Annotated in this window: 11 protein-coding genes; all 11 read left to right on the top strand. The window is 63.5% G+C overall.

Going from position 1 to position 13,378, the window contains the following annotated elements:
- The first annotated feature begins 58 nt into the window (after window positions 1–58).
- The 11 genes from ACYCFC_RS13015 (at window position 59) to ACYCFC_RS12965 (ending at window position 13,277) form a co-directional block, all read left to right on the top strand.
- On the top strand, window positions 59–1,549 hold the full coding sequence (locus ACYCFC_RS13015; protein ID WP_459651839.1) for an NAD(P)H-hydrate dehydratase: 1,491 nt from the start codon (window positions 59–61) through the stop codon (window positions 1,547–1,549).
- An 8-nt stretch (window positions 1,550–1,557) separates the two neighbouring features.
- Window positions 1,558–2,028, top strand: a complete 471-nt coding sequence (gene tsaE, locus ACYCFC_RS13010) for a tRNA (adenosine(37)-N6)-threonylcarbamoyltransferase complex ATPase subunit type 1 TsaE (RefSeq protein WP_459653993.1) — start codon at window positions 1,558–1,560, stop codon at window positions 2,026–2,028.
- A 17-nt stretch (window positions 2,029–2,045) separates the two neighbouring features.
- Window positions 2,046–3,461: an N-acetylmuramoyl-L-alanine amidase gene (locus ACYCFC_RS13005; RefSeq protein ID WP_181083040.1), complete on the top strand. Its 1,416-nt coding sequence runs from the start codon at window positions 2,046–2,048 to the stop codon at window positions 3,459–3,461.
- Window positions 3,458–5,335 carry a DNA mismatch repair endonuclease MutL gene (gene mutL / locus ACYCFC_RS13000; RefSeq protein WP_459651838.1) on the top strand — a complete coding sequence of 626 codons (1,878 nt, stop codon included), beginning with the start codon at window positions 3,458–3,460 and terminating at the stop codon, window positions 5,333–5,335. The genes ACYCFC_RS13005 and mutL overlap by 4 nt, the downstream gene beginning before the upstream one ends.
- A gap of 295 nt (window positions 5,336–5,630) precedes the next feature.
- On the top strand, window positions 5,631–6,602 hold the full coding sequence (gene miaA, locus ACYCFC_RS12995) for a tRNA (adenosine(37)-N6)-dimethylallyltransferase MiaA (RefSeq protein WP_459651837.1): 972 nt from the start codon (window positions 5,631–5,633) through the stop codon (window positions 6,600–6,602).
- 93 nt (window positions 6,603–6,695) lie between these two features.
- Window positions 6,696–6,950 (top strand): RNA chaperone Hfq, encoded by a 255-nt coding sequence (gene hfq / locus ACYCFC_RS12990; RefSeq protein WP_037023690.1) that lies wholly within the window; start codon window positions 6,696–6,698, stop codon window positions 6,948–6,950.
- Between the two features lie 12 nt (window positions 6,951–6,962).
- Window positions 6,963–8,264 (top strand): ribosome rescue GTPase HflX, encoded by a 1,302-nt coding sequence (hflX, locus tag ACYCFC_RS12985; RefSeq protein ID WP_181083043.1) that lies wholly within the window; start codon window positions 6,963–6,965, stop codon window positions 8,262–8,264.
- Between the two features lie 97 nt (window positions 8,265–8,361).
- Entirely contained in the window at window positions 8,362–9,549 is a 1,188-nt protein-coding gene (gene hflK / locus ACYCFC_RS12980) for an FtsH protease activity modulator HflK (RefSeq protein WP_459651836.1), read from the top strand.
- Window positions 9,549–10,424 (top strand): protease modulator HflC, encoded by an 876-nt coding sequence (gene hflC / locus ACYCFC_RS12975; protein ID WP_181083045.1) that lies wholly within the window; start codon window positions 9,549–9,551, stop codon window positions 10,422–10,424. Before hflK ends, hflC begins: the two co-directional genes overlap by 1 nt.
- Window positions 10,425–10,705: 281 nt before the next feature.
- Complete coding sequence (locus ACYCFC_RS12970) at window positions 10,706–11,893, top strand: ATP phosphoribosyltransferase regulatory subunit (RefSeq protein ID WP_459651835.1); 1,188 nt, start codon at window positions 10,706–10,708, stop codon at window positions 11,891–11,893.
- Window positions 11,894–11,981: 88 nt separating this feature from the next.
- Window positions 11,982–13,277 (top strand): adenylosuccinate synthase, encoded by a 1,296-nt coding sequence (locus ACYCFC_RS12965; protein ID WP_181083047.1) that lies wholly within the window; start codon window positions 11,982–11,984, stop codon window positions 13,275–13,277.
- The last annotated feature ends 101 nt before the right edge of the window (window positions 13,278–13,378 follow it).

The raw sequence follows: 13,378 nt of genomic DNA, 5'->3' as shown, positions 1-13,378 counted from the left end.
TCTGGCGAGCGGGTGCGTATAATTCTGCCAGATATTCCAGCCGATGATCTGCGTGCCGATGACCGATACCTTGCCTGCCGCTTTATTTACCGCCGCCCAGGTGCGCGAGATCGATGCTCGCCTGATCGCCGCCGGCACGCCCGGTTTCGAGCTGATGCAGCGTGCCGCCCATGCGGCCTGGCGCGCGCTGCGTCGGCGCTGGCCGGAGGCTGGCGCGCTTACTGTGCTGGCCGGGTGTGGCAACAATGCCGGCGATGGCTATCTGGTCGCGGCGCTGGCGCAACGCGCGGGCTGGTCGGTGAAGGTGCTTGCGGTAGGTGATCGGCAGCGGCTGCAAGGCGATGCCGCCCGTGCTTTCGCCGAGGCGCGCGATGCCGGTGTGGCGATTCGATCCTGGACGCCGACGGTGGTGTTGCAGGGTGTGCTGGTCGATGCGCTGCTGGGCACGGGGCTCAGCGGCGCGGTTCGCGAACCTTATGCCGGTGCCATTGCGGCGATGAATGCCAGCGGCCTGTCGATCATGGCGGTGGATGTGCCATCGGGGCTGTGCGCCGATACCGGTCGCGCGCTTGGACAGGCGGTATGTGCCGAACTCACGGTGAGCTTCATCGGCCTCAAGCTCGGGCTGTTCACCGGCGAGGGGCCGGACCGGGTCGGTGCGCTGGTGTTCGATGATTTGCAGGCCGATGCGACCGTCGTCGACCCGGTTGCGCCGTGCGCCCTGCGTCTGTGTAAAGCGAATCTGCCGCTGCTTGCGCCGCGTTTGCCGACCGCGCACAAGGGCAGTTTTGGCCAGGTGCTGGTGATTGGTGGCGATCTGGGCACCGGCGGCGCGGCCTTGCTCAGTGCCGAGGCGGCGCTACGCAGCGGTGCCGGCATGGTGACGCTGGCGACCCGTCCCGAGCATGTGACCGCGTCGCTGGTGCGGCGCCCGGAAATCATGTGCAGCGGCATCGAGTCCACCTATGGCCTGAGCGCGCTGGCGCAGCGCGCCGATGTGCTGGTGGTCGGCCCGGGCCTGGGCCAGGCGCCCTGGGGACGCAGTCTGCTGTCGCTGGCGGCGCAATGTCGGGTGCCCCAGGTATGGGACGCCGATGCGCTGAACCTGTTGGCCGAAAAAGGCGTCGAAGCACCGCCTGGCGGTCTGCTGACGCCTCACCCCGGCGAGGCTGCACGGCTGTTGCAGTGCACCGTAGCCGAAGTGCAGGCTGACCGACCCAGAGCCGCGCGCGAGCTGGCCAGCCGCTACAACTGTACGGTGGTGCTCAAGGGTGCCGGCAGCCTGATCGCGGCTGCCGATGGCCGGCTGGCGCTCTGTAGCCGGGGGCATCCGGCCATGGCCAGCGCCGGTCTGGGTGATGTCCTGGCCGGTGTCGCGGGCGCGTTGCTGGCGCAGGGACTGGCATCGTTCGAGGCGGCCTGTCTGGCGGTCTGGCTGCATGCCGTGGCTGGCGAGCGCCAGGGCGAACGCGGTCGGGGGCTTGCCGCCGCCGACCTGATTCCGGCCATACGGGAACAATTGGAGACACATTCGCCATGTCACAGCTGACTCTTGCCATGTCGCCGCTGGCGCTGTTCGCAGTCGATGAAGACGAGATGCTGGCGCTTGGTGCGCGCATCGGCCAGGCAACCGCTGGTCGGGGCGTGATCTATCTGCATGGCGATCTGGGTGCCGGCAAGACCACCCTGTCACGCGGGCTGATCCGCGGGCTCGGCCATCAGGGCAAGGTCAAGAGCCCGACCTTCACCCTGGTCGAGCCCTACGAAACACCGCAAGCACGGGTTTTTCATTTCGACCTGTACCGGTTGGTCGATCCGGAAGAGCTGGAGTTTCTCGGTGTTCGTGACTACTTCGATGGGGATGCGCTGTGCCTGGTGGAGTGGCCGGAGCGTGGCGCGGGCATTTTGCCAAAGGCCGACCTGGATATTACCATTACGCCCCACGGAACTGGCCGTATGCTGTGCCTGGCGCCACAGGGCGAGCGCGGAGTGAACTGGTGTTCCATCCTGACCATCGGTAATCAATGAACAATATGGGGTTGGGTATGCGCATACGCGCGCTGGCAACGGGTTTGGCATTAATGCTGGCGGCAGTCCAGGTGCTGGCTGCCTCGGACGTGCAGAGCGTGCGGTTGTGGCGAGCACCGGACAATACCCGCCTGGTTTTCGATCTGTCCGGCCCGGTACAGCACAAGGTGTTCACCCTGACGGCGCCGGATCGCATCGTCATCGATGTGGACAAGGCCAACCTGGCCAGGCCGTTCGGGTCGCTGTCCCTGGAAAATACCCCGGTGGCGGGCTTGCGTGCAGCGAAATACGATGCCGACACGCTCAGAATCGTCATCGACCTGTCCACTCAGGTTGCGCCCAAGAGCTTCAGTCTGCCGCCCAACCAGCAATACGGGCATCGCCTGGTGGTCGATCTGTTCGACAGCGAGGCAGATGCCTCGGCGGTCAGCGCCAGGGTTCCGGCCACTGTCACGCCCAGCGTACCGGCCAAACCGGTCTCGCCGAGTCTGCCGGCGAAATTGCCGCCGCTGCCCAGCAGCCAGCGTGACATCGTCATCGCCATCGATGCCGGCCATGGCGGTGAGGATCCGGGCGCCATCGGGCCGGGCAAGATCTACGAAAAGCATGTGGTGCTGCAGATATCCAAGGAGTTGCAGCACCAGATCAATGCCGAAAAGGGCTTCCGTGCCGAGCTGGTGCGTACCGGAGACTATTTCATTCCGTTGCGCAAACGCACCGAGATCGCCCGCAAGAAGGGCGCCGACCTGTTCGTTTCCATTCATGCCGATGCCGCACCGCGTTCTGCCGCCTATGGCGCTTCGGTCTTCGCCCTGTCGGATCGCGGCGCGACGTCGGAAACCGCCCGCTGGCTGGCCGACAGCGAGAACCGCTCGGATCTGATCGGCGGCGCGGGCAATGTCAGCCTCGGCGACAAGGACCAGATGCTGGCGGGTGTGCTGCTGGACCTGTCCATGACGGCTTCGCTGGCCTCCAGTCTGAACGTGGGCCAGAAGGTGCTGAGCAACATGGGCCGGATCACGCCGCTGCACAAGCGTCGAGTCGAGCAGGCCGGCTTCATGGTGCTGAAGTCGCCGGATATCCCTTCGATTCTGGTTGAAACCGGCTTCATCTCCAACCCATCCGAAGCGCGCAAACTGCAAACCAAGGCCCATCAGCAAGCGCTGGCCCGCTCGATTCATGGTGGCGTACGGCAGTTCTTCCATGAGAATCCACCGCCGGGCACCTACATCGCCTGGATGCGCGATTCCGGCAAGATCGCCAGCGTTCCCCGCGAACATGTCGTGCGCTCCGGTGAAAGCCTGGCATTGCTGGCCAACCGTTATCAGGTCAGCCTGCCCGCGCTGCGCAGCGCCAACAGTCTGAAAGGTGACGTGATCAAGGTCGGGCAGACGCTGACCATTCCCGTCACCACCCTGGCTGCACAGCCATGAGCGAAGTGGCACGCATCCAGCTGCTGGCGCCGCGGCTGGCGAACCAGATCGCCGCGGGCGAAGTGGTCGAGCGCCCGGCCTCGGTGATCAAGGAGTTGCTGGAGAACAGCCTGGATTCCGGCGCCACCCGCATCGAGGTGGATGTCGAGCAGGGCGGGGTGAAGCTGCTGCGCGTGCGCGACGATGGCAGCGGGATTTCCGCCGATGACCTGCCGCTGGCCCTGGCGCGTCACGCCACCAGCAAGATTCGTGATCTGGAAGACCTCGAACGGGTGATGAGCCTTGGTTTTCGCGGCGAGGCGCTGGCTTCGATCAGCTCCGTCTCGCGCCTGACCCTGACCTCGCGCACCGCAGACGCCAGCGAGGCCTGGCAGGTGGAAACCGAAGGCCGTGACATGCAGGCGCGGGTGCAGCCGGCGGCGCATCCGGTGGGTACTTCGGTGGAAGTGCGCGACCTGTTCTTCAATACCCCGGCGCGACGCAAGTTCCTGCGCACCGAGAAGACCGAATTCGATCATCTGCAGGAAGTCGTCAAGCGCCTGGCACTGGCGCGCTTCGATGTCGCCTTTCATCTGCGGCATAACGGCAAGGGCGTGCTGGCGTTGCACCAGGCTGACGATCCCGCCGCGCGCGCGCGGCGCGTGGCGGCGGTGTGCGGCGCCGCGTTTCTGGAGCAGGCGCTGCCCATCGAGATCGAGCGCAATGGCCTGCATCTCTGGGGTTGGGTCGGCCTGCCTACGTTCAGTCGCAGCCAGGCGGATCTGCAGTATTTCTACGTCAACGGGCGCATGGTGCGCGACAAGCTGGTGGCCCATGCGGTGCGCCAGGCCTACCGCGACGTGCTGTTCAATGGCCGTCACCCGACTTTCGTGCTGTTTCTCGATGTCGACCCGGCGGTGGTCGACGTCAACGTGCATCCGACCAAGCATGAAGTGCGTTTTCGCGACAGCCGCATGGTCCATGATTTTCTGTATGGCACCTTGCATCGTGCCCTGGGCGAGGTGCGCCCCGAAGATCAGCTGGCGGCGCCCGCCAGTGTGGCGCCGATTGCCCAGGTCAGCGGCCAGGCGGCGGGCGAGTTCGCCGGTCAGAACGAAATGAGCCTCGCCGCCAGCGTGAGCGAGCGCTCGCAAACCGAAGTGCCGGCCTGGCGCGGGGCCGGTGCCGGCTACCAGGCGCCGCGTCCTGTGCCGTCGGGCAATACGGCGGAAATGCAGGGCGCCTATCGCGAGTTCTTTTCGCCCTTGGCCGAGGCCGGCGTGGCGGCTCTGCCGGAAAGCGGCGCTGACACGCCGCCGCTGGGCTATGCCCTGGCGCAGCTCAAAGGCATCTACATTCTGGCCGAGAACGCCCAGGGGCTGGTGCTGGTGGACATGCACGCCGCCCATGAGCGCATTACCTATGAACGCCTGAAAACCGCCATGGCCAGCGAAGGCCTGCGCGGCCAACCGTTGCTCGTGCCCGAGTCGCTCGCCGTGAGTCAGCGCGAAGCGGATTGTGCCGAGGAGCATGCGCAGTGGTTCTCGAAGCTCGGCTTCGAGCTGCAGCGGCTGGGGCCGGAGAGTCTGGCCATCCGCCAGACGCCGGCGCTGCTCAAGCAGGCAGAGGCCACCCGGCTGGTGTGCGATGTGCTCGCGGACCTGCTGGAATACGGCAGCAGCGACCGCATCCAGGCACACCTCAACGAGTTGCTGGCGACCATGGCCTGTCACGGAGCGGTCCGTGCCAACCGCCGTTTGACCCTGCCGGAAATGAACGGCCTGCTGCGCGATATGGAGCAGACCGAGCGCAGCGGTCAGTGCAACCATGGCCGCCCAACCTGGACCCAGCTGGGTATGGCGGAGTTGGACAAGCTGTTTTTGCGAGGTCGGTAGGGGCAGCGGCAAGCTTCAAGCCACATGCTTCAAAAGGGCTGCTGCGCGGGAGCTTGTAGGGCCGAACTTGTTCGGCTGCGCATCTTTGACCGAATGAATTCGGCCCTACAGGTGGCGGTCGTCAGTTGTAGGTCGGGTCACGCTTCATCGACCCGACGAGCGGAACCCCGGTGGATGTAAAAAGCGACATTCCACCCTACGCTGGCTTGCAGCTTGCAGCTTGCAGCTTGCAGCTTGCAGCTTGCAGCTTGCAGCTCGAAACTATGCGTCCTTTGATGTTGTGAATATCCCCTCCATGCCCCAGCTTCCCCCCGCCATCTTCCTCATGGGCCCTACCGCGGCCGGCAAGACCGACCTGGCGCTGGAGCTTGCCCGTGTGTTGCCCTGTGATCTGGTCAGTGTCGATTCGACCCTGGTCTACCGGGGCATGGATATCGGCACGGCGAAACCATCAGCCGAGGTGCTGCGCGAATTCCCGCATCGGCTGATTGACATCCGCGATCCGGCGCAGAGCTATTCGGCGGCCGAATTCGTCAGCGATGCGCTGGCGGCCATGGCTGAAATCACGGCGGCGGGGCGAATCCCGTTGCTGGTCGGTGGCACCATGCTCTACTTCAAGGCGCTGAGCGAAGGCTTGGCCGACATGCCGGCAGCCGATCCCGAGGTGCGTGCCGAGCTGGAGAGGCAGGCGCAGACGCAAGGCCTGGCAGCGCTGCATCAGGCACTGGCGGCGGTCGATCCCGAATCGGCTGCGCGCATTCATCCCAACGACCCTCAGCGTCTCGTCAGGGCGCTGGAAGTTTACCGGGTCAGCGGCATCAGCATGAGCGAGCATCGTGCCCGGCAAAGGTTGCAAAAAGCCGGAGCCGGCACGCCAGAGCTCGGTGTCTTGCCTTATACTGTGGCGCAACTGTCCATCGCACCTGCCCAGCGGCAGGTCCTGCATCGGCGTATCGAGCAGCGTTTCGTGCAAATGGTTGAACACGGCTTCGTCGAAGAGGTCGAAGCCCTTCGCGGGCGTGGCGATCTGCATGCCGAGCTGCCTTCCATGCGTGCAGTAGGCTACCGGCAGGTCTGGAATTATCTGGACGGCGACTGCTCAAGGAATGAGATGGTGCAGCGTGGCGTCATCGCCACCCGGCAGTTGGCCAAGCGCCAGTTGACCTGGCTACGAGGGTGGGAGGGGATTCACTGGCTGGAAAGTTCGGCCTGCGACAATCTGCCGCGAGCATTGAAATACTTGAATAGGCTCACCATATTGAGCTGACACTGCGATTTGACCGGCTATCCTCAGAACAACGGGTCGGCTGTGTTTGATTCTAAAAACTAAATGAAAAAGATCCTCTAAGGAGTGCGGCACATGTCAAAAGGGCATTCGCTACAAGACCCTTACCTGAACACTTTGCGTAAGGAGCGTGTTCCGGTTTCCATCTATCTGGTCAACGGCATCAAGCTGCAGGGCCAGATCGAATCGTTCGACCAGTTCGTCATTCTTCTTAAGAACACCGTCAGCCAGATGGTGTACAAGCATGCGATTTCCACTGTCGTGCCGGGCCGTCCCGTGCGTCTGCCGGCTGCCGGCGATGCCGATGAATCCGAGTCGGGTAACGACTAAAGGGAGCCTTCTTTGTTCTTCGAACGTCCCGGTGGTGGTGAGCGGGCTATCCTGGTGCATCTGGATGGCCAGGATCCAGCGGCGCGTGAAGACCCTCAGGAGTTTCAGGAGCTGGTGCGCTCGGCAGGCGCCGAAACCGTTGGCTTCGTCAATGTGGCTCGGCACCAGCCGTCGGCCAAGTTTCTGATCGGCAGCGGCAAGGTCGAGGAGTTGCATGATCTCGTCCGTGAGGGCGAGGTCGAGTTGGTCATCTTCAATCACACGCTGACACCCAGCCAGGAGCGCAACCTCGAGCGTGCGCTCGAGTGCCGTGTGCTCGATCGAACCGGCCTGATCCTGGATATCTTCGCCCAGCGGGCGCGCACCCACGAGGGCAAGCTGCAGGTCGAACTGGCTCAGCTTGAGCACATGAGTACGCGGCTGGTGCGTGGCTGGACTCACCTTGAACGGCAGAAGGGCGGTATCGGTCTGCGCGGCCCGGGTGAAACCCAGCTGGAAACCGATCGACGCCTGCTGCGGGTGCGCATTCGCCAGATCAAGCAGCGCCTGGAAAAGGTACGCGGGCAGCGCGAACAGGCGCGTCGCGGGCGTCGGCGCGCCGATATTCAGCTGGTATCACTGGTCGGCTACACCAACGCCGGCAAATCCACGTTGTTCAATGCCCTGACCGAATCAACGGTGTATGCCGCCGACCAGCTGTTCGCCACCCTCGACCCCACCCTGCGCCGTCTCGAACTCGAGGACCTGGGGCCGGTGGTGCTGGCCGACACGGTAGGTTTCATTCGGCATCTGCCGCACAAGCTGGTCGAATCCTTCCGGGCTACGCTGGAAGAGTCGAGCAATGCCGACCTGCTGCTGCATGTGATCGATGCGCACGAGCCGGAACGTGACGAGCAGATCGAGCAGGTGCTGGCGGTATTGACGGAGATTGGCGCGAACGAATTGCCGATTCTCGAGGTGTACAACAAGGTGGATCTGCTTGAGGGTATCGAGCCGCAGATCCAGCGCAACGCCGATGGGGTGCCGCAGCGGGTCTGGATTTCGGCTCAGATGGGGCTGGGGCTGGATCTGTTGAAGCAGGCTGTCGCCGAGTTGCTTGGCGATGACCTGTTCGTCGGAACGATGCGGCTTCCGCAGAGCCTCGGGCGGCTGCGGGCACAGTTGTTCGGGCTGGGTGCGGTGCAATCCGAGTCTCATGACGAGGAGGGTGGTAGCCTGTTGGATGTTCGCGTGCAGCGCGTCGAGCTGCGGCGCCTGATCAGTCGGGAAGGTTTCGATACGGAGCAGTTCCTGGAGCAACACACTTTGCAATAAAGCTCGGGCGGCTTTTGAGCCGTTTGGATCGGGCTTTCGGTAGCATTGGCGGTCGCGCTTCTGGCGCGTCTTTAGCTTTTTTGGAATGGAGAGCGCTATGGCTTGGAATGAGCCGGGTGGCAACTCGAATAACCAGGATCCCTGGGGCAGTGGTGGCGGTGGTCGTCGCGGCGGTGGTGGCGGTGGCGATCAGAAAGGTCCACCGGATCTGGATGAGGCTTTCCGTAAACTGCAGGACAGCCTCAACGGCATGTTCGGCGGCAGGAAACGTGGCGGTGGTTCGTCGTCGGGCGGCGGTGGCCGCCGTGGTGGTTTCGTTCTGGTCTGGGTCGGTCTGGTGCTGCTGCTGGCGGTCTGGCTGTCCAGTGCGATCTATATCGTCGATGAGCAGGAGCAGGCTGTCGTGCTGCGCCTGGGCAAGTATCACGAAACGGTCGGGCCGGGTCTGAATATCTATTTCCCGCCCTTCGATCGCAAGTTCCAGGCCAACGTCACCCGTGAGCGTTCGTACAGCAAGCAGGGGCAGATGCTGACCGAAGACGAGAACATCATCGAGGTGCCGCTGACCGTTCAGTACAAGATCAGCAATCTGCAGTCCTTCGTGCTCAACGTGGACAATCCTGAGGCTTCCTTGCAGCACGCAACCGATAGCGCCGTGCGCCACGTGGTGGGCTCCACGGCGATGGACCAGGTGCTGACCGAGGGTCGTGAGGCCATGGCGGCGGAAGTCAAGGAGCGCCTGCAACGCTTCCTCGACAACTATGCCACCGGCATCCTCGTTACTCAGGTCAACCTGCAAAGTGCGGCTGCGCCGCGTGAAGTGCAGGAGGCCTTCGATGACGTGATCCGGGCGCGCGAGGATGAGCAGCGCGAGAAGAACCAGGCCGAGTCCTATGCCAATGGTGTGATTCCCGAGGCGCGCGGTCAGGCCCAGCGGATGCTCGAGGAGGCCAGCGGTTATCGCGATGCGGTGATTTCTCGTGCCCAGGGTGAGGCTGATCGTTTCACCAAGCTGGTCGCCGAGTATCGCAAGGCGCCGGAGGTGACGCGCGAGCGCCTGTACCTGGAAACCATCCAGGAAGTCATGAGCAATACCAGCAAGGTTCTCGTTACCGGCGAGAGCGGGCAGAACAACCTGCTCTATCTGCCGCTGGACAAGATGATCAACAGCCGCAGTGGCGCCGAGCGTTCCTCCACGGCAAGCGTGTCGTCGGCTTCGACCCAGGCCACGCGCCTGCCGCCGGAACTCGACCCGCGTGAGATGCGTACAAGGGAGGCCCGTTAATGAGTAACAAGTCTCTGACCGCCCTTATCGTGGGTGTGGTGCTGGCGATCGTGCTGTGGAACAGCTTCTATATCGTCTCGCAGACCGAGCGTGCGGTGATGCTGCGCTTCGGTCGGATCGTCGAGCCTGACGTCAAGCCGGGCCTGCACATGAAGATTCCCTACGTGAACAGCGTGCGCAAGTTCGACGCGCGTTTGATGACGCTGGACAGCACCACTTCGCGCTTCCTGACACTGGAAAAGAAAGCGCTGATGGTCGACTCCTACGCCAAATGGCGAGTGGATGATGCCGAGCGCTTCTATACCGCGACATCCGGCATGAAGCAGATTGCCGATGAGCGGCTGGCTCGTCGTCTGGAAGCGGCACTGCGTGACCAGTTCGGTAAGCGCACGTTGCATGAGTCGGTATCGGGTCAGCGTGATGAGCTGATGGGGATGGTCACCAACAGTCTCAATCGTGCGGCGCAGCAGGAGCTGGGTATTGAAGTCGTCGACGTGCGCGTCAAGGGTATCGATCTTCCTCGCGAAGTGAACCGCAGCGTGTTCGAGCGTATGAGTTCGGAGCGTGAGCGCGAGGCGCGTGAGCATCGGGCGAAAGGCAAGGAGCTGGCCGAAGGTATTCGTGCCGACGCCGATCGTCAGCGCCGTGTATTGCTCGCCGAGGCCTTCCGTGAGGCTGAGGAGCTGCGCGGTGATGGTGATGCGCAGGCGGCGGCGATCTATGCCGCAGCCTATGGGCAGGATTCCGAGTTCTACTCCTTCCATCGCAGCCTGCAGGCTTATCGTGACAGCTTCGCCAGCAAGGAAGACGTGCTGGTGCTCGATCCCAAGAGCGATTTCTTCCGCTACCTGGAGTCGGCAACCGCGAATCAGTGACGGGCTCCGATGGCCTCCATCCGGCAGGACGATACCGTCCTCCGGGTGACCCGTTGGCAAAACGTTGCTATGATTCGCCAGCCGGGGAAACCCGGCTTTTTTGCGTCTGCGCCCCTGTGGAAAACAGGCTGATCCGCATCGGGCAGCATGTCGACCCTTTCGGGGCGTGGCACTGGCGCCATGCTTCAAACACAATCGCACGCGACCGTTGGCCAGCTCAGGCTGTAGCCCGGTGTTCGTCTGCTTGACTAGGCTTGCCGTATCGAGGGGTGATTGGCGAAATGGCAACGGTAGATCGCTGGCTTCTGCCAGATGGCATCGAAGAGGTGCTGCCGCCCGAGGCGGGACGTATCGAAACCGCACGCCGCCGCGTGCTGGATCTGTTCCAGTGTTGGGGCTACGAGTTGGTCATCACTCCGCATGTGGAGTTTCTCGAGTCGCTGCTCACTGGTGCGGGGCAGGACCTCGATCTGAAAACATTCAAGGTCATCGACCCTCTGTCCGGTCGGCAGATGGGCCTGCGCGCCGATATCACGCCGCAGGTGGCGCGGGTGGATGCGCATACGTTGCGCCGCGAAGAGCCGAGCCGCCTTTGTTATGCCGGCAGCGTGCTGCATGCCAAACCGCAGGCGCTGGCCACGTCGCGCAGCCCGATCCAGCTGGGCGCCGAACTCTATGGTGACAGCAGCGCGTCCAGCGATATCGAGGTGATCAGCCTGATGCTGGAAACCCTCCGCCTGGCCGATGTGCCCGACGTGCACATGGACCTTGGTCATGTGGGCATCTATCGTGGCCTGGCGCGTGCGGCAGGTCTGTCCGGGGATGCCGAGCAGCGCCTGTTCGATGCGCTGCAGCGCAAGGCTATGGATGAAATCATCCGGCTCACGGTCGAAGTCGAGCCGGTATTGGCAGGTATGTTGCGCGCATTGGCGCGCTTGTGTGGTGGGCGCGAGACGCTCGATGCGGCGCGTGAAACCCTGGCAGGCGCTCCGGCTGCGGTGCTCGAAGCGCTGGAAGGTCTGACGCATATAGCTGACTGCCTGGCAGAGCGCTATCCGGGCCTGCCGCTGTATTTCGATCTGGGCGAGCTGCGCGGTTATCACTATCACACCGGCGTGGTGTTCGCCGTGTTCGTGCCGGGCATGGGGCAGTCGATTGCCCAGGGCGGTCGTTATGACGATATCGGCGCGGATTTTGGTCGTGCGCGTCCGGCGACCGGCTTCTCGACGGACCTGAAGACGCTGGTCGGTCTTGGTAACGCCGAACTTGCCGCGCCCGTGACGGGCATCTGGGCGCCGCACAGTGCCGATCCGGCGTTGTGGCAGGCCATCTGCCGGCTGCGCGGGCAGGGCGAGCGAGTGGTTCAGGCGCTGGATGGGCAGGCCTGCGAGACTGCGCCGTCGGTTGGCTGTGATCGCCAACTGGTATTGAAGGAAGACACCTGGACGGTGGCGCCACTGGCGTCCTGATAGCGGCCGCGCGCGATCGCGCTGGGCTGGTTCCGATATTTCACCGGTTGTTGTGGCCGGTCTGCTTCGCCGAAGAGGGCATAGGTTTATGGGTAAGAATGTCGTGGTCCTGGGCACCCAGTGGGGTGATGAGGGCAAGGGCAAGATCGTCGATCTGCTGACCGACCAGGCGGCTGCCGTGGTTCGTTTTCAGGGTGGCCACAACGCCGGGCATACGCTGGTCATCGACGGTGAAAAGACCGTGTTGCACCTGATTCCGTCCGGAATCCTGCGCGAAAATGTCGAATGTCTGATCGGCAATGGCGTGGTGGTTGCGCCCGATGCGCTGATGCGCGAGATCACCAAGCTCGAAGAGAAGGGCGTGCCGGTGCGCGAGCGTCTGCGCATCAGCCCGGCCTGTACCCTGATCCTGCCGTATCATGTGGCGCTGGATCAGGCGCGCGAGGCGGCGCGTTCGGAAGGCAAGATCGGCACCACCGGACGCGGCATCGGCCCGGCCTACGAGGACAAGGTGGCGCGTCGCGGCCTGCGCATCGGCGATCTGTTCAATCCGGAGCGCTTCACCGTCAAGCTGCGCGAGCTGCTCGAATACCACAACTTCATTCTGCAGAATTTCTACAAGGTCGAGCCGGTCGAGTTCCAGAAGACGCTGGATGAGGCGCTGGCTTACGCCGAGGTGCTCAAGCCGCTGATGACCGATGTGTCGGCACGCTTGCATGAGCTGCGCAAGCAGGGTGCGCGCATCATGTTCGAGGGCGCCCAGGGCTCCCTGCTGGATATCGACCACGGCACCTATCCCTATGTCACCAGCTCCAGCACCACCGCTGGCGGCACAGCCACCGGCTCGGGTTTCGGTCCGCTGTACCTGGATTACATTCTCGGTATTACCAAGGCCTATACCACGCGCGTCGGCTCAGGGCCTTTCCCCACCGAGCTGTTCGATGATGTCGGTGCGCGCCTGGCCGAGCGCGGTCACGAGTTCGGTTCGACCACCGGTCGTGCGCGTCGCTGCGGCTGGTTCGATGCGGTCATTCTGCGCCGCGCCATCGAAATCAACAGCATTTCGGGTATCTGCCTGACCAAGCTCGATGTTCTTGACGGCCTTGAAACCATCCGTATCTGCGTGGCCTACAAGGATCGCAATGGCGAGGTGCTGGTCGATGCGCCGACCGATGCCGACAGTTACGACGGTCTGCAGCCGGTATACGAGGAAATGCCGGGCTGGAGCGAGTCGACCGTTGGCGCCAAGAGCCTGGACGAGCTGCCGGCCAATGCCCGTGCCTATATCCGCCGCATCGAGACGCTGATCGAGGCGCCGGTGGATATCGTCTCCACCGGGCCGGACCGCAACGAGACCATCGTGCTGCGCCATCCTTACGCCTGAGCTGATAGCGCTGCTTGAGCAGAGGCCGCCTTCGGGCGGTCTTTTGCGTTCAGTGGCTTGAGGAGGTCTTCGGGTCAGTTGATGGCGAAGGGGAAGAGGAA

Source organism: Stutzerimonas sp. NM35 (assembly GCF_054604355.1).
Note: the sequence above shows the minus strand (reverse complement) of the source record. Positions and strands in the feature narration are given on the sequence as shown.

Bases quoted from the DNA above. Each gene is read 5' to 3' on its own strand.
- ACYCFC_RS13015 (WP_459651839.1), top strand. From the start codon at position 59: ATGACCGATACCTTGCCTGCCGCTTTATTTACCGCCGCCCAGGTGCGC.
- tsaE (WP_459653993.1), top strand. From the start codon at position 1,558: ATGTCGCCGCTGGCGCTGTTCGCAGTCGATGAAGACGAGATGCTGGCG.
- ACYCFC_RS13005 (WP_181083040.1), top strand. From the start codon at position 2,046: ATGCGCATACGCGCGCTGGCAACGGGTTTGGCATTAATGCTGGCGGCA.
- mutL (WP_459651838.1), top strand. From the start codon at position 3,458: ATGAGCGAAGTGGCACGCATCCAGCTGCTGGCGCCGCGGCTGGCGAAC.
- miaA (WP_459651837.1), top strand. From the start codon at position 5,631: ATGCCCCAGCTTCCCCCCGCCATCTTCCTCATGGGCCCTACCGCGGCC.
- hfq (WP_037023690.1), top strand. From the start codon at position 6,696: ATGTCAAAAGGGCATTCGCTACAAGACCCTTACCTGAACACTTTGCGT.
- hflK (WP_459651836.1), top strand. From the start codon at position 8,362: ATGGCTTGGAATGAGCCGGGTGGCAACTCGAATAACCAGGATCCCTGG.
- hflC (WP_181083045.1), top strand. From the start codon at position 9,549: ATGAGTAACAAGTCTCTGACCGCCCTTATCGTGGGTGTGGTGCTGGCG.
- ACYCFC_RS12970 (WP_459651835.1), top strand. From the start codon at position 10,706: ATGGCAACGGTAGATCGCTGGCTTCTGCCAGATGGCATCGAAGAGGTG.
- ACYCFC_RS12965 (WP_181083047.1), top strand. From the start codon at position 11,982: ATGGGTAAGAATGTCGTGGTCCTGGGCACCCAGTGGGGTGATGAGGGC.